The 15,177-nt window shown below is 35.6% G+C and carries 11 protein-coding genes, 16 tRNA genes, 1 rRNA gene and 1 pseudogene; 1 reads left to right on the top strand and 28 read right to left on the bottom strand.

Annotated elements, in window-relative coordinates; translation table 11 throughout:
- Nucleotides 1-46 precede the first annotated feature (46 nt).
- The gene (locus VK90_RS30120; protein ID WP_231595824.1) at nucleotides 47-208 is read left to right on the top strand and encodes a hypothetical protein; all 162 of its coding nucleotides are present in this window, start codon (nucleotides 47-49) and stop codon (nucleotides 206-208) included.
- A 27-nt stretch (nucleotides 209-235) separates the two neighbouring features.
- Here VK90_RS30120 and VK90_RS28010 read toward each other — a convergent pair.
- The 28 genes and pseudogenes from VK90_RS28010 to rrf form a co-directional block, all read right to left on the bottom strand.
- Nucleotides 236-565 (bottom strand): annotated as a pseudogene (locus tag VK90_RS28010) (GNAT family N-acetyltransferase); the annotation flags it as partial.
- A 104-nt stretch (nucleotides 566-669) separates the two neighbouring features.
- Nucleotides 670-1,845, bottom strand: coding sequence for a sporulation protein YhbH (gene yhbH, locus VK90_RS04095; protein WP_002174772.1), 1,176 nt, complete (start codon nucleotides 1,843-1,845; stop codon nucleotides 670-672).
- A 449-nt stretch (nucleotides 1,846-2,294) separates the two neighbouring features.
- Nucleotides 2,295-4,190, bottom strand: a complete 1,896-nt coding sequence (locus tag VK90_RS04090) for a PrkA family serine protein kinase (RefSeq protein WP_025149731.1) — start codon at nucleotides 4,188-4,190, stop codon at nucleotides 2,295-2,297.
- Between the two features lie 401 nt (nucleotides 4,191-4,591).
- A complete protein-coding gene (locus VK90_RS04085; protein ID WP_048370617.1) occupies nucleotides 4,592-6,661 on the bottom strand; it encodes a sensor domain-containing protein in 2,070 nt (689 codons plus the stop codon).
- 126 nt (nucleotides 6,662-6,787) lie between these two features.
- Entirely contained in the window at nucleotides 6,788-7,276 is a 489-nt protein-coding gene (gene trmL / locus VK90_RS04080) for a tRNA (uridine(34)/cytosine(34)/5-carboxymethylaminomethyluridine(34)-2'-O)-methyltransferase TrmL (protein WP_000538147.1), read from the bottom strand.
- Between the two features lie 58 nt (nucleotides 7,277-7,334).
- Nucleotides 7,335-8,222: an amidase domain-containing protein gene (locus VK90_RS04075; protein WP_048370614.1), complete on the bottom strand. Its 888-nt coding sequence runs from the start codon at nucleotides 8,220-8,222 to the stop codon at nucleotides 7,335-7,337.
- Nucleotides 8,223-8,266: 44 nt separating this feature from the next.
- Nucleotides 8,267-9,409 (bottom strand): tRNA epoxyqueuosine(34) reductase QueG, encoded by a 1,143-nt coding sequence (gene queG / locus VK90_RS04070; protein ID WP_048370612.1) that lies wholly within the window; start codon nucleotides 9,407-9,409, stop codon nucleotides 8,267-8,269.
- 200 nt (nucleotides 9,410-9,609) lie between these two features.
- A tRNA-Gly gene (locus tag VK90_RS04065) sits at nucleotides 9,610-9,683 on the bottom strand.
- Between the two features lie 114 nt (nucleotides 9,684-9,797).
- A complete protein-coding gene (locus VK90_RS04060) occupies nucleotides 9,798-10,451 on the bottom strand; it encodes a DsbA family protein (RefSeq protein ID WP_048370610.1) in 654 nt (217 codons plus the stop codon).
- A 187-nt stretch (nucleotides 10,452-10,638) separates the two neighbouring features.
- A complete protein-coding gene (locus tag VK90_RS04055; protein ID WP_048370608.1) occupies nucleotides 10,639-11,415 on the bottom strand; it encodes a transglycosylase domain-containing protein in 777 nt (258 codons plus the stop codon).
- Between the two features lie 585 nt (nucleotides 11,416-12,000).
- Nucleotides 12,001-12,462 (bottom strand): NUDIX hydrolase, encoded by a 462-nt coding sequence (locus VK90_RS04050; RefSeq protein WP_048370607.1) that lies wholly within the window; start codon nucleotides 12,460-12,462, stop codon nucleotides 12,001-12,003.
- 150 nt (nucleotides 12,463-12,612) lie between these two features.
- Nucleotides 12,613-13,332 carry a YebC/PmpR family DNA-binding transcriptional regulator gene (locus VK90_RS04045; RefSeq protein WP_048370605.1) on the bottom strand — a complete coding sequence of 240 codons (720 nt, stop codon included), beginning with the start codon at nucleotides 13,330-13,332 and terminating at the stop codon, nucleotides 12,613-12,615.
- A 263-nt stretch (nucleotides 13,333-13,595) separates the two neighbouring features.
- Nucleotides 13,596-13,677, bottom strand: a tRNA-Leu gene (locus VK90_RS04040).
- Nucleotides 13,678-13,687: 10 nt separating this feature from the next.
- A tRNA-Cys gene (locus VK90_RS04035) sits at nucleotides 13,688-13,758 on the bottom strand.
- Nucleotides 13,759-13,772: 14 nt separating this feature from the next.
- Nucleotides 13,773-13,847 (bottom strand) — tRNA-Gly (locus VK90_RS04030).
- 5 nt (nucleotides 13,848-13,852) lie between these two features.
- Nucleotides 13,853-13,927, bottom strand: a tRNA-Gln gene (locus VK90_RS04025).
- A 63-nt stretch (nucleotides 13,928-13,990) separates the two neighbouring features.
- A tRNA-His gene (locus tag VK90_RS04020) sits at nucleotides 13,991-14,066 on the bottom strand.
- Nucleotides 14,067-14,085: 19 nt separating this feature from the next.
- A tRNA-Trp gene (locus VK90_RS04015) sits at nucleotides 14,086-14,159 on the bottom strand.
- A gap of 7 nt (nucleotides 14,160-14,166) precedes the next feature.
- A tRNA-Tyr gene (locus tag VK90_RS04010) sits at nucleotides 14,167-14,250 on the bottom strand.
- A 10-nt stretch (nucleotides 14,251-14,260) separates the two neighbouring features.
- Nucleotides 14,261-14,336 (bottom strand) — tRNA-Thr (locus tag VK90_RS04005).
- A gap of 14 nt (nucleotides 14,337-14,350) precedes the next feature.
- Nucleotides 14,351-14,426 (bottom strand) — tRNA-Phe (locus tag VK90_RS04000).
- A 9-nt stretch (nucleotides 14,427-14,435) separates the two neighbouring features.
- Nucleotides 14,436-14,511, bottom strand: a tRNA-Asp gene (locus tag VK90_RS03995).
- 3 nt (nucleotides 14,512-14,514) lie between these two features.
- Nucleotides 14,515-14,591 (bottom strand) — tRNA-Met (locus VK90_RS03990).
- Nucleotides 14,592-14,616: 25 nt separating this feature from the next.
- Nucleotides 14,617-14,692: transfer RNA gene (locus VK90_RS03985), tRNA-Val, on the bottom strand.
- A 5-nt stretch (nucleotides 14,693-14,697) separates the two neighbouring features.
- A tRNA-Glu gene (locus VK90_RS03980) sits at nucleotides 14,698-14,772 on the bottom strand.
- Between the two features lie 18 nt (nucleotides 14,773-14,790).
- Nucleotides 14,791-14,882, bottom strand: a tRNA-Ser gene (locus VK90_RS03975).
- Between the two features lie 2 nt (nucleotides 14,883-14,884).
- Nucleotides 14,885-14,959, bottom strand: a tRNA-Asn gene (locus VK90_RS03970).
- 8 nt (nucleotides 14,960-14,967) lie between these two features.
- A 5S ribosomal RNA gene (rrf, locus tag VK90_RS03965) occupies nucleotides 14,968-15,083 on the bottom strand.
- Nucleotides 15,084-15,177: the final 94 nt, after the last annotated feature.

Genomic DNA, 15,177 nt, shown 5'->3' with positions numbered 1-15,177 from the left:
TCATATTATTTCTTTATACATTTTGACCATATAGTGAACGAACTTTTTGCATGATTGGGTAAATAAAGAGCTTGAAAAACTAGGTAAAGAAAACTTCCTCCACACGCTATATGACAAGCATTTAAAAGAAGAATTCGTGCCTCAAATTAGTCCTGAATCCGTTATTACTGAAAGTGGAAAAGTAAATTTAAAAAACCCATTCGTATAAAATGTAATTTTCATACGAATGGGTTTTTTACTCTATTATATAGTGCTGTAAACATGACTTCTCTTCAAAACCTACTTTCTTATACAATTTCATAGCACTTTCATTATTCGTATTCAAACATAGTTCTATCTCTTCCATCCCTTGGAAGGAGAAAATATACTGAATTGCAGCTTGTAATAAACACTCTCCAACACCTTTTCTCCTACTATTTACAGCAGTTGCAATAAATTCGATATTCGCTTCATGAAACTGCGGATTTACTTCAACATATACATAACCTTCTAACTTATCATTCTCTTTACTTACAAATAATTTATTTGTATCACTTAACCGTTCAATAATTTCATTTCCTTCATAAATATATAAATCAAAATGTAATCATTTCTCGAATAAATGATAATGTTTCTCATTGTAGGCTAAAAAATAAAAAGTTTACAAAAAAATTAACCCCTTTTAAGGGGTTATGCCATTTTCTCTCCAGATTCTTCTCTAAAAAAGCTTTTCATTGCATGAAATACATCTGCTTTTTGCTTTAAAATATAATATCTGAAATTCTCATCTTTAATATTTTTATATGCCGACATAAGCGTACTGTGGCGGTTGTACTGGTTCACTTCCCCATAACCAAACATATTACACTTCTTCATCAACTCTTCCACAAGCTTTACGCATCTAGCATTATCCGAAGTTAAATTATCACCGTCTGAAAAATGGAATGGATAAATATTATAGCGATCTGGTGAATATTTATTATCGATTAACTCAAGTGCTTTTTTATATACAGAAGAACATATTGTTCCGCCGCTCTCACCTTTTGAGAAAAACTCTTCTTCTGTGACGACTTTCGCTTCCGTATGATGTGCAATAAACTCAATATCAACTGTTTCATATTTTGTGCGTAAAAATCTTGTCATCCAAAAGAAGAAGCTACGTGCCATATACTTCTCCCATATTCCCATCGATCCACTCGTATCCATCATCGCTAATACAACAGCTTTCGAATCTGGCTTTAACACTTCATTCCAAGTACGGAACTTTAAATCTTCTTGGTGAATCGGATGGAAAGATGCTTTACCGCGCATTGCATTTCGTTTATATGCGGATATCATCGTTCGCTTCTTATCAATATTTCCCCATAATCCTGTTTTTCTAATATCATTAAATTCAATGTGCTCAATTCGGTTTTCATCCATTTCTTTTCGCTTTAAATTAGGTAGCTCTAACTCTTTGAAAAACGCTTGCTCTAATTCTAAAATTGAAACTTCCGCTTCATAATAATCTTCCCCAGCTGCATCTCCCGCTCCTTGCCCTTTTCCTGGTCCTTTCTGCTTTTGACCACCTGATCCATCTCTCGCAACGACATCCCCAACTTTGCTATCACCGTTTCCTTGCCCTACATGTTTATTTTTATCATAATTATATCTAATCTTATATTCATCTAAAGAACGAATCGGTATTTTCACAACATCCCTACCATTAGACATAACAATATTTTCTTCTGTTACAAGGTCTGGTAAATTATTTTTAATTGCTTCTTGTACTTTTTCCTGATGGCGTTGTTGGTCGTCATATCCTTTGCGATGGAGGGACCAGTTTTCCTGTGAAATCGTATAGTTTGGTTGATTTTCTTCGCCCATGCCTTTCCCTCCTTACTGTATTTTTCTTTCATATGAACAGCAATCTATAATTTTGTTTTCTAGTGTGCATAACTAGAATATTTGAAAAGTAACTGTTCATCGAAACTTATCCCATAAACATATCAATTATTTTTCGCACAATACTCCGAGCATCTTAAACAAAATTTTGCCACTCACATAATAGAAAGAAACATTCAGCCGTTGATAAGAAAGAAACACAACGCATTGTTGCACACATCTCCGCTTTGCAACATATTGTATTGTGTTGGCTTTTTTCGTATGAATGGTTGGTTACTCTATCATATGCATATTGTAAAAATAATTGACAATAAATTCATGAAATTGCATCTTAATTTATTATATTTGGACAAGCTATGACACTTTTTACAAATATCAGTGGATAAAAAAACGCTGTCCCGAGAACAAGAGACAGCGTTTTTATTATCAGACTATCGATTTAACAAACTACCTACATAGCGTAACAGTTCATTTGCAGATGAAGAATTATAGCCATGCTCATCAATTAAGCGTGCAACAACATCATTGATTTTCTTAAGCTGATTTTCGTCCGGTGTTTTCGTTGATGTTGTAATTTTCACTATATCTTTTAAATCAGCAAATAGTTTTTTCTGAATCGCTTCACGAAGACGTTCGTGTGAATTATAATCAAAGCGTTTTCCTTTACGTGCATAAGCAGAAATACGAATTAAAATTTCTTCACGGAATGCTTTCTTAGCATTTTCTGAAATTCCAATTTGCTCTTCAATCGAACGCATAAGTTTTTCATCCGGGCTCATTTCTTCACCCGTTAACGGATCACGTAATTTTGATTTATTGCAGTACGCCTCGACGTTATCTAAGTAATTATCCATAAGTGTCTTAGCTGATTCTTCGTATGAATAAACAAACGCTTTTTGTACTTCTTTCTTAGCAATTTCATCGTATTCTTTTCTCGCTAATGAGATGAAATTCATATAACGCTCTCGATCTTCATTACTAATCGATGGATGCTGATCCAACCCATCTTTTAAAGATCTAAGTACATCTAACGCGTTAATAGATGGTACCTCTTTTCGAATAATTGTAGAAGAAATTCGGTTAATGACATATCGAGGATCAATACCCTTCATACCTTCATCTTGATATTCGCGTTGCAGCTCCTCTACATCAATCGCATTATAACCTTCTACCGTTTCTCCATCATATAAACGCATCTTTTTAATTAAATCAATATCCGGACGCTTCGGATCTTTTAAACGAGTTAAAATAGTGAACATTGCTGCAACTCGAAGTGTATGTGGTGCAATGTGGACATTGGATACATCACTTTCACGAATCATTTTTTCATAAATATGTTCCTCTTCACTCACCCGTAAATTATATGGAACTGGCATTACAATAATTCGTGAATGCAATGCTTCATTTTTCTTGTTTGCTATGAAGGAACGATACTCTGTTTCATTCGTATGCGCTACAATTAATTCATCTGCTGAAATAAGCGCAAATCTTCCTGCTTTGAAATTTCCTTCTTGCGTAAGCGATAATAAATGCCATAAAAATTTCTCATCACATTTTAACATTTCTTGGAATTCCATCATACCTCGGTTCGCCTTATTTAATTCTCCATCAAATCGATACGCACGTGGATCTGATTCTGAACCATATTCTGCAATTGTTGAAAAGTCTAGACTACCTGTTAAATCGGCAATATCTTGTGATTTTGGATCAGACGGACTAAATGTACCAATCCCTGTACGACGATCTTCAGAGAAGAAAATACGCTCTACAACTACATCCTCAATTCTCAATCCGTATTCTTGCTCTAGACGCATAACATTTAATGGTGATAAATTCCCTTCAATTCTTACTCCATACTCATCAAAGAAATCATCCCGTAAATGATGCGGAATTAAATGAAGTGGATCTTCATGCATCGGGCAGCCTTTTATTGCAAAAATCGCTCCACGATCTGTTCGTGAATATGTTTCTAATCCTCGTTTCAACATCGTAACTAGTGTTGATTTCCCTCCACTAACAGGACCCATTAATAATAAAATACGTTTTCTAACATCTAATCGTTTTGCAGATGGATGAAAATATTCTTCCACAAGGCGTTCTAAGGCATCCTCTAATCCAAATAGTTGATTACTAAAGAAGTTATATTTTCTTCTACCATCAACTTCTTCAATACCAGCATCTTTTATCATATTGTAAATGCGAGAGTGTGCTGTTTGAGCCACCCATGGTCTTTCTTTCACAAGCTCCAAATACTCCGCAAACGTACCTTCCCATTGTAAACGTTCTTCTGCTTCTCGATGCTGTTCAATTTTCTTTAGAATATCCATTATAGCTCCTCCCCCATCTCCTTGTTCAATCGGATTATTATAAAAGGTATGCTAGGATGTCCTTAAACATTCTTTAAATCAAAACGAAATATATAATAGCGCTATAAAATTCTCTCCAAAATTCAAAGAAAATTCTGTATAATAAAGGTATTAACGTTTTTAACTTGCTATTCATTTTTATTAAATTCTTTTCTTCTAAGAACCTTACATACATTTCGATTAATAAATAGAATTCGTCAACCGAAAAAGTAAGGAGGAAATTAGTATGAAGTTATTATTAATTTTAGGTGTATCAATTACATTTCTTACAGCTATTTTCACATCCGGTTATAACGATAAACCAGGTACACATAAAAAGTGATGTGCTTTTTAGCACATCACTTTTTTCTCGTTTTTTTAAATTATTTAAAATAAATATTTTCCACATCGCATATCGATAAAGGGCGATTATAATAATAACCCTGTACGAGTTTCACATTCTTCTCCTTTAAAAATTGTATTTGTTCCGCTTTCTCCACTCCTTCTGCAATTACATTTAATCCTAGAGTATGTGCTAAATGAATAATTGCAGCCGTAATATTCGTATCTCTTTCATCTATATATATACCTTCCATAAAAGAACGATCAATTTTTAACGTATCAATTGGATACGTTTTTAAATAACTTAAAGATGAATATCCCGTTCCAAAATCATCCAAATGAATCTTTAAATTTTGTTCTTTTAACTGTAATAACACTCTTTTCGATAAATCTTTATGTATAAGGGCCCCTTCTGTAACTTCTATTGATAATAAATGAGGTGGCACATTGTACTTTTTTAAAGCTCGTGTAATCATCTCTATTAATGTAATAGAACGAAAATGTCTGGCCGAAATATTAACTGCAATCGGTACAACTTCATATCCTTTATTTAACCATTCACGTATTTGCTTACAAACTTGATGTACTACCCATTCATCAAGTTTAATAATAAACCCTGTTCTTTCAGCAAGTGGAATAAATTGATTTGGTGGGACGAGACCCAGCCCCTTATTCTCCCACCTTATTAGAGCTTCCATACTCGCTATCGTTTCTGTTTCAATATTGATTTGAGGTTGATAATATAGGAAAAATTCCTTTTTCTCTATAGCACGATGCAACTGGTTTTCTATTACAAACCTTTGTTCACGTTCACAATCTAATCCATTACAATAAAAATAATAATGCCCTTTTCCTTTTTCTTTTGCTTTCTCCAAAGCTGCGTCGACTCTTTGGAAAAGCATTTTTTCATCCACTCCATCTTTTGGGGCCATTACAATCCCAATTGATGCACTTAAATAAACATCCTCTTCCTCTATTACAAAATGCTCACTAATTTTCTTTAATATAGTTTGTGCAACTTCCTCTACGCATTCTTTCGTTATATTTTCTATTAACATAACAAATTGATCATCGTGTTCTCTAAATAAGTGCATACCTTCTATTTGTTGGTTTCGTAAGCATTCCGTGACTTTTTTTAATACTTGATCTCCTTCTTTATGACCAAATGTATCATTAATTAGGTGAAATTCATCCAAATCTATAAAAACAAGAGCAAACTCTTTATAATCATTTAAAAGAACATTTAATTTATTTGTACATGAAATTCTATTCATTAGCCCTGTTAACTGATCATAGTAAGCCAAATATTCTGTTTTCATTTCATTTAATACTTGCATTGTAACGTCTCTCGTAACAATATATACCCCAACAATTTCACCATTCACAATAATCGGGATAGTTCTCACAGAAATATAAAGCTCATATCCTTCTTTATGAACATATTTCTTTGCAACGACTTGTTTTGCCCTTCCCTGTAAAGCCCCCTTAAATATAGTTTGAAAAGCTTCTTCATATTCCTTATTTATAAACTGAAAAACAAATTGATTACTTAGCTCTTCATATCTATATCCAAATATTTCATACGTTGCTGGATTTGCATATGTAATTCTCCCAATAGAGTCTACAGATATAATGGAATCATTATTATATTCTAGTAATGACTTAAATAACATTTGTTTTTCCTCTATTTCCACCTTTTCCTCAACCTGTGCTGTAATATCCCTAGTAATACAAATAATAAACTGGCATATTCCATCCACATCGTATACTGGATTAAGTGAAGATTCATAATGGATATCACCAGTTGGTAAACTGATTACATCACAAAAAGTATGCGCTCTCGCTTCTCTCATTACTTTTACATATTGCCCTTGTAATATTCTCGCCGTACCTTCTGGCAATACTTCTGCAAAAGTTTTTCCGTAACACTCTTCGCTTAGCCTAGCGTGATCCATCCCTATTTTATTCATATATATATATTTAAAAGTTTCATCATCAATAACTTTCACAATGAATACTAAATCTTGAATAGCATGTAACAATCCTTGTCTTATTAAATCCATATCTATCATACTTAAAAAGGTATTTTGACTGTTATATTTTTCTTTCATATTTATCTCAACCCGTCTTCTCTATTTTTATTCATATATCTCATTCTATATGAATATGTACCTTTTTTAAAATGTATGATTACATATTATTTTTATTTAAATAAAAAAGTCGCCAAATGGCGACTTTTAATAAACGATTTCTAAATCTAATCCTGGATAATTTTGTTGACGGAACGCTTCATAAATTAAAATTGCTGCTGTATTAGATAAATTTAATGAACGTACTTTATCCGTCATTGGAATACGTAAACAATGATCGAAGTTTTCTTCAATTACATTAGCTGGTAATCCATTTGTTTCTCTTCCAAACACGAAATAGTAATCCTTCTCACGTTTGCTATAATCAAATGCTGTATGAGCTTTCTCGCCATACTTTGTTAAATAGAAGAATTCACCATCTTTATTTTTCTCATAAAACTCTTCGATTGAATCATAATACGTAATTTTTACGTGCTGCCAATAATCTAATCCTGCACGCTTTAACATTTTGTCATCCGTTGAAAATCCAAGCGGTCTAATCAAATGTAATTCTGTTCCAGTTGCTGCACAAGTACGTGCAATATTTCCTGTATTTGCTGGAATTTCTGGTTGATATAAAACAACATGTACTCCCACGCGATATTCACCTCTATTTTTTGTCTACTACGTATTATACCACTTGAACGAAAAATCTCTACCCATTAATAATATGAAAGAATTTATATTTCATTTGTGGTGTGTATTTACTAGAGTCTTCATAATTCCAATAACGCCGACGGCTATTCGCTGAATGTGCATTTACAAGCGGCATCCCATCTGCATCTTTCGCTACTACAATCGTCGTATGATTCCACCTACCATCATCCTCGAAATCATAAACAATTACATCACCAAGAATAAGGTCTTCTGGCTTTTCTACTGCTTCTGCTCGAAGACCAGTTGTAGCGCCTGACAAATACCAATAAAAAGAGTGTGCTACAGCCCAACTCCAACTCCACTGGTTTTCTCTTTGCCACCATCCTTTACGGATATTAGGATACCCGTTCATTGGTACTTCTCCAGTATGAAGACATTGCGAAATATAATTCGTACAATTATCAGGGAAATTACGATACGCAGGATTTCGATCATCCCACCAGCGCTCTGCATATTTTACTGCTTCTAAACGATTATATTGATATGAACCGTATTTTTCTTTCGTGACTTCCCGCTCTAACGTCTCACCTATTCCACTCTCTTCTTGCACTTCAATAGCATAATCATCTATTATACGGCTATTGCTTAAACAGACTCGTCGTTTTAATTGTTCCTCTTCGATATAAAATAATTCTTTATGCTTAATTAAATATTTCAAGTGTATTTGATAATCAATTTCTTGATGCTCACTACTATTTAATTGTCTAATGAAAGAAATATCCGCAGTCGCTTTCACTATATCTGCACTACGTTTTTGAAACAATTGTTTCTTTCTCTGTACCATTTGTAATAAATCTTCTGCAATACCGTCCACATCGGTTCGTTTCTCTGTTATATATGCTAAAAACTGTTGCACTTGCTTTTCAATACTCGCTTTTACAACCATTCAGTCTCCCTCCCATATTACAATATGAAAAAGGGAGATATTATCTACTCTTTTTTCTGCGCTAACAATTCAAGCCCACGATTCATTTCATGAAGAACCTCTTCGTCCTTCTCGCGTCCCATCGCTTTTTCAATGGCTTCGCCTACTCCATCTCCACCAATTTTTCCAAGTGCCCATGCTGCTGTTCCGCGAAGTACTGGCCTTGGGTCATCTTTCATAACACCAATTAAATCAGGAATTGCTGCTGTTTCTTTAAAATGTGCAAGTGCTAAAATGGCATTTCGTTGCAATGGCTTTTTACCTCTCCATGAACCAGACATAATTCCATACTTCTCTTTAAAATCACGATTACTAATTGTTAAAAGCGGTGTTAATAACGGTTTAACTACCTCAGGATCTGGCTCCATTTCAGGATGGTTATGAAAATCCATTCCTTTATTTTTCGGACAAACAGTCTGACATGTATCACACCCATATATACGATTTCCTATTTTATCGCGATATTCTTCAGGCAGAAATCCTTTTGTCTGTGTTAAAAAGGCAATACATTTCTTCGAGTCTAACTGTCCACCTTGTATTAAAGCACCTGTAGGACAAATATCAATACATTTCGTACAACTTCCACACTGATCTTCTATTGGCTGATCAGGAGGAAATGGAACATTCGTAATCATTTCTCCTAAGTATACATACGAACCAAATTCAGGCGTAATAATAGCGCAGTTCTTACCACTCCACCCAATACCTGCACGCTCTGAAACAGCTCGATCACTTAGCTCACCTGTATCAACCATTGATTTCACTTCTATATCCGGAAGTTTTTCGATTAAATATGCCTCTAACTTTTGCAAACGATCTCGTAAAACAAGATGATAATCTTGTCCCCAAGAAGCGCGACAAAAAATTCCACGTCGTTCTCCCCGCTTACTTAACGGTGCATTTTTTAATTTTGAAGGATATGCTAAAGCAATCGCAATAATCGATTTCGCACCAGGTAACAATAGCTGTGGATTAGTTCTCTTCTCTATGTCAGGCTCTTCGAATCCGGACTGATAATTTAATTGTTGTTGCTGGATTAGCCGCTGCTTTAATTCCTCAAATGGTGACGCACTGGCAAACCCTATTTTATCTATACCAATCGTTTTACTATACGCAATTACTTCTTGCTTTAATTGTTCAAAATCCATTCTTAATCGCCTCCTCCGATGAATCCATCCCTTATGTAACGACTATATTGGTTAGCAATTCACTTTCGGAATAATATTCTTTACTTCTATTTTCGCATACAATTATGATTTTCAAACATTAAAAAACGCAATGCCTCGTTTATCTTGGAAACGAAACACTGCGTTGATCACAATTTATTAGAAAAACATTAAATAAAATTTGGAGCGGGTGAAGAGAATCGAACTCTCGACCAGAGCTTGGAAGGCTCTTGTTTTACCACTAAACTACACCCGCAAATATGAGATAAATATAAGATATTGAAATAACTTATGTAAAGTAGTATAGCATGTAAAAAAATGCGAAGCAAGAATTTTATCGAAAAAAGTCGAAAAAGTGATGAGATACTCATCACTTTTTCAATTCTTTATCAATTGCCTTCTTCATACTATCGAAATCAGGGTTTGCAAGATTTCCATTTATATATACTGAAGGAGCACCTTGAACATTTAATTTTTTAGCACGATCTGAATCTTTACGTACTTTGTCTTTAATTTCTTTACTGTGTAAATCTTTTTTAAATTGTTCTACATTAATTTTTGGAAGCTTGTCTTGCACAATCTTAAGAAGTAATTCTTCTGTAATCCATTCTTCCGTATCTTTCTTTTGACTTTGATAAATCTCATCATAGAAAATCCAGAATGAATCTTTATCTTGTTTATAAATTGCTTCACCAGCAGCTGCACCTAAATCAGAATCTTTTCCGATAAATGGGAAGTTAATGAAATATAACTGTACTTTGCCTTTATCAATATATTCTTCTTTTAATCGTGGTAATACTGTTGCATCCCACGTACGACAAGCTGGGCATTTAAAGTCGCCAAATTCAACTACCTTAACTGGAGCATCATCTTTCCCTAAAGATTGTTGCGTAGAATAAGCAAACATCTCATTCCCTTTATCTTTTTTGTCATTTATGATGCTATACACAATCGTCCCGATTACAATCAATACTGCGATAGAAAAAACTATACCAAGAGCTATGAGTTTGTTTGATGATTTCATATACATTCCTCTTTAAATTCATATTCTGTATACATCATTGTACACAATACACATAATATCAATACTTTTATAGGTCACGCAATGAACACGCTCACATAAATTACAAAAACACAACAATTGTGACAATATTGTGTCGCCATTTGTCACATTTTATTCAAAAAAAGAAGCTCCTCTATAGGAACTTCTTTTAACTTACTGCTTTTTCACGGGCATTTTTTAACACGGACTGCTCTGTTTTTATATCATGACGAATTACCAATTTCTCACTAACTGCTTGCACATATTCATCATGATTTATATATCCTTCTTTCTCCATTAGTCTTAAAACTACATTTCGTCTCTCTACTGCTTTATCATAATTTTGTGCAGGTGAGTAATAAGCTGGCGCTTTTACTACAGCAGCCATCATTGCACTCTCAGCCAACGTTAATTGATCCACCTTTTTACCGAAGTAAAGGTTTGCTGCTTTTTCAATTCCCCATGCCCCTTCTCCGTAGTAAATATTACTCACATATAATTTTAAAATCTCATCTTTCGTGAATGTACGTTCAATTTTTTTCGTATAAAAAATCTCTTTCCACTTACGAGAAAATGTACGTTCATTAGATAAGAAAGCATTTTTAGATAACTGCTGTGTAATCGTGCTTCCTCCTTGCACAACACCACCAGCTTTTATATTTTCAATAGACGCTCGAACAATTGCTATATAGTCTAAACCATTATGATGATAAAATCTTTTATCTTCCGTCGCAATAAATGCGTGTGTTAATGATTCTGGCACCTCTAACTTAGCGGGTACTTGCAGTTTACTAATATCACTTCGCTCAATCATTACATTTCCAATGAATAATAATGTACAACTTAACAATAATAATAAAATGATGGCTTTATAAAGAAATTTAGTTATTGGATTCAATGCAACTTTTTGATGATAGTTCACTCTAGATAATACTCGTTCTTTCATCTTGAACACCTCTTTTCCACACAGCATACATAACTCTTAACTTAAGAATACCTTGTTGTAAAAGAATATCCCATCGATTTCTCTTACACCTACCTTACAACATTGTAAGGTATAAAAATGTATTGTATCACAGTCCTTTTTTATCTACTACTCATATGAAATGTTGAATATACATTATTTCCCTCACTATTAGCAGGCGTAGTGTTTCCCTTAATAACCAGTCAAAGTAAAGAGCTTAAGAAGCACTAAATCCCTTATAAAAGCCTCTTAATATATACTTTATTCTTTTATTATATCAGCTATAAATTTTTACTTTTAAACATCTAGCAATCTAATTATATACGATATATCACCATTATACAGAACAAACGTTCCTCAAATCAAGACTATCCTTCGTATTATTCCGCTATTTGCGGGCAGTAGGACTCCTCCTAAAAGCCCGATTGGTACGGGCTAATAATCAGTGGGGGATGAACACCCTCTACTGATTAAAGTTTCACTTTATCATTTTGACCTTTTTCTGAAACAGTATACATAAAGAAAAGGTTAGCAATTTGAGATGTCCTCAAATACCTAACCTAAACTTTACATTCTTCCTATAAGATTATACGGCTGAACTTCCCATGTTTCGTATGGAATGAAATGCGTTGCTTTCATCGCATCAAGTGTCCTTGATTTCATATGAGGACGCGTTATATACTCATCGATGTTCTCTTCGTTTAAAGCAACAAATTTTGCTTCTTTTATTTCTTCAGATTGAATTTTTATTTCACCACTAACATATGCCACTTTAAAAACAACAGCTAAAATATGCATAGAAGCGTTATAATAAACCCCTGTAACTCCGATAGGCTTCACAGTTAAGCCCGTTTCCTCCATTATCTCCCTACAAACAGCTTGATCGAGTGCTTCTCCTTCTTCTACCTGTCCTCCAGGCATTTCCCACGTATCGGCTCGCCAGTGCACTTTCGTTAAAAGTACCTCATTCTTCTCATTTGTCAAATAACCTGCTACGGCAACAATATGCTTTGGTGTTTTATGCTCCACATAAATACCTCCTAGAAATACGATTATTTCATATACAATCTATAACCATATTCCCTAACTACAACAAAACACCTTTAAAACTTTATCATCTTAATTAATTCAATAAAAAAGAGACCCATTTCGTTAAACGAAAGGGTCTTCTGTCTTATATTATTCTCCTAAGTCTACGTTGTGGTAAACTTGCTGAACATCTTCTAAATCTTCTAATGCATCAATCATTTTTTCAAATTGTACTTGAGCATCTTCAGGAAGTGCTACATCATTTTGTGCAAGCATTGTTAATTCTGCAACTGTAAATTCTTCAACACCAGCATCTTTAAGTGCAGATTGTACTGAATGGAATTGATCAGGTTCAGCATAAACGATGACAGCATCTTCTTCTTCTAGAATGTCACGCGCATCTACATCTGCTTCCATTAAAATTTCAAGAACTTCATCTGATGTTTTACCTTCAAGACCGATAACAGCTGTCGCATCAAACATGTAAGCTACAGAACCGTTTACGCCCATGTTACCACTGTTTTTGCTAAATGCAGCTCGTACATCTGCTGCAGTACGGTTTACGTTATTTGTAAGTGTATCCACAATTACCATAGATCCATTTGGTCCAAACCCTTCGTAACGAAGCTCATCGTAGTTTTCTTCTGAACCACCTTTTGCTTTTTCAATCGCACGATCAATAATGGTTCTTGGTACATTGTATGTTTTCGCACGCTCTAATACAACTCTTAGCGTTTGGTTTGATTCTGGATCTGGTTCGCCTTGTTTTGCTGCCACATAAATTTCACGTCCAAATTTCGCGTATATACGGCTTGTATTTGCATCTTTTGATGCTTTCTTGTCTTTAATATTGTTCCATTTACGGCCCATACTTTCCACTCTCTTTCCCGTTTTAAATCTACATAAAAATATTAATATGAAATATAATGTTTATTCAACACTTTTTTAAAATAAATGTAAAAAGTTCATTATTGATTCATATTACTGACATAATATAAATCACTATCCTTTTGCTCATTTAACAAATTATATTATACATGAATTTCTACGTTCATTACGAATTTTAGAATCACATAACATAATTTAACAAAAAAGACTCTAACATTTCTGTTAGAGTCTTTTTACATCGCCGATACCGATGGTCGGGGTCGAACCGACACTCCCGAAGGAACACGATTTTGAGTCGTGCGCGTCTGCCAATTCCGCCACATCGGCACAATAATAAAGGCGGCAACCGGATTCGAACCGGTGGTAAAGGTTTTGCAGACCTCTGCCTTACCACTTGGCTATGCCGCCATATGAAATTTAAATGGAGCGGAAGACGGGATTCGAACCCGCGACCCCAACCTTGGCAAGGTTGTATTCTACCACTGAACTACTTCCGCAAAAATGGCTGGGCTAGCTGGATTCGAACCAGCGCATGACGGAGTCAAAGTCCGTTGCCTTACCGCTTGGCTATAGCCCATCGAATTCTTACTTAATTATATGTAAGTATCCATTAGATTATTTGTAATTTTTAAAATAAAAATGGGGCGACTGATGGGAATCGAACCCACGAATGCCGGAGCCACAATCCGGTGCGTTAACCACTTCGCCACAACCGCCATGTTGTATTTATATATTTGGCAGGGGCAGTAGGAATCGAACCCACACTGGAGGTTTTGGAGACCTCAGTTCTACCTTTAAACTATGCCCCTATGTAAATGGTGGAGGGGGGCAGATTCGAACTGCCGAACCCGAAGGAGCGGATTTACAGTCCGCCGCGTTTAGCCACTTCGCTACCCCTCCGAAACTTACATGGTGCCGGCTAGAGGACTTGAACCCCCAACCTACTGATTACAAGTCAGTTGCTCTACCAATTGAGCTAAGCCGGCATATTTTATTAAAATGGTGGCTCGGGACGGAATCGAACCGCCGACACGAGGATTTTCAGTCCTCTGCTCTACCGACTGAGCTACCGAGCCTTATTAAAATGGCGGTCCCGACCGGGGTCGAACCGGCGATCTCCTGCGTGACAGGCAGGCATGTTAACCACTACACCACGGGACCATTTGGTTGCGGGGACAGGATTTGAACCTGCGACCTTCGGGTTATGAGCCCGACGAGCTACCGTACTGCTCCACCCCGCGACAATATTATTCATATAATTTTATATGGTGGAGGATGACGGGATCGAACCGCCGACCCCCTGCTTGTAAGGCAGGTGCTCTCCCAGCTGAGCTAATCCTCCAAAAGTGGTGACCCGTACGGGATTCGAACCCGTGTTACCGCCGTGAAAGGGCGGTGTCTTAACCACTTGACCAACGGGCCAAATATTATAAATCCTTATGGCGGAGAGCAAGGGATTCGAACCCTTGATACGCTTGTGACGTATACACGATTTCCAATCGTGCTCCTTCGGCCAACTCGGACAGCTCTCCAATGGCTCCGCAGGTAGGAATCGAACCTACGACCGATCGGTTAACAGCCGATAGCTCTACCGCTGAGCTACTGCGGAATAATATTGCCTGGCAACGTCCTACTCTCACAGGGACAAGGTCCCAACTACCATCGGCGCTAGAGAGCTTAACTTCCGTGTTCGGTATGGGAACGGGTGTGGCCTCTCTGCCATCATTACCAGACATTATTCTTTTGAGACAATCATTATTATAACTCATTTACTTTAAAAGTCAACAAGTTTTTTATGTTCTCTCAAAACTAGATAACATTGCTACA

The organism is Bacillus sp. LK2, assembly GCF_001043575.1.
GTDB lineage: Bacteria > Bacillota > Bacilli > Bacillales > Bacillaceae_G > Bacillus_A > Bacillus_A paramycoides.
The sequence above is the reverse complement of the archived record's forward strand: the minus strand, read 5'-3'. Positions and strand labels throughout refer to the sequence as shown.

Excerpts from the sequence above, each read along its gene's own strand:
- yhbH (WP_002174772.1), bottom strand. The coding sequence starts at position 1,845 with ATGGGCGAAGAAAATCAACCAAACTATACGATTTCACAGGAAAACTGG.
- VK90_RS04090 (WP_025149731.1), bottom strand. The coding sequence starts at position 4,190 with ATGGATATTCTAAAGAAAATTGAACAGCATCGAGAAGCAGAAGAACGT.
- VK90_RS04085 (WP_048370617.1), bottom strand. The coding sequence starts at position 6,661 with ATGAAAGAAAAATATAACAGTCAAAATACCTTTTTAAGTATGATAGAT.
- VK90_RS04075 (WP_048370614.1), bottom strand. The coding sequence starts at position 8,222 with ATGGTTGTAAAAGCGAGTATTGAAAAGCAAGTGCAACAGTTTTTAGCA.
- queG (WP_048370612.1), bottom strand. The coding sequence starts at position 9,409 with ATGGATTTTGAACAATTAAAGCAAGAAGTAATTGCGTATAGTAAAACG.
- VK90_RS04060 (WP_048370610.1), bottom strand. The coding sequence starts at position 10,451 with ATGAAATCATCAAACAAACTCATAGCTCTTGGTATAGTTTTTTCTATC.
- VK90_RS04055 (WP_048370608.1), bottom strand. The coding sequence starts at position 11,415 with ATGAAAGAACGAGTATTATCTAGAGTGAACTATCATCAAAAAGTTGCA.
- VK90_RS04045 (WP_048370605.1), bottom strand. The coding sequence starts at position 13,332 with ATGGGCCGTAAATGGAACAATATTAAAGACAAGAAAGCATCAAAAGAT.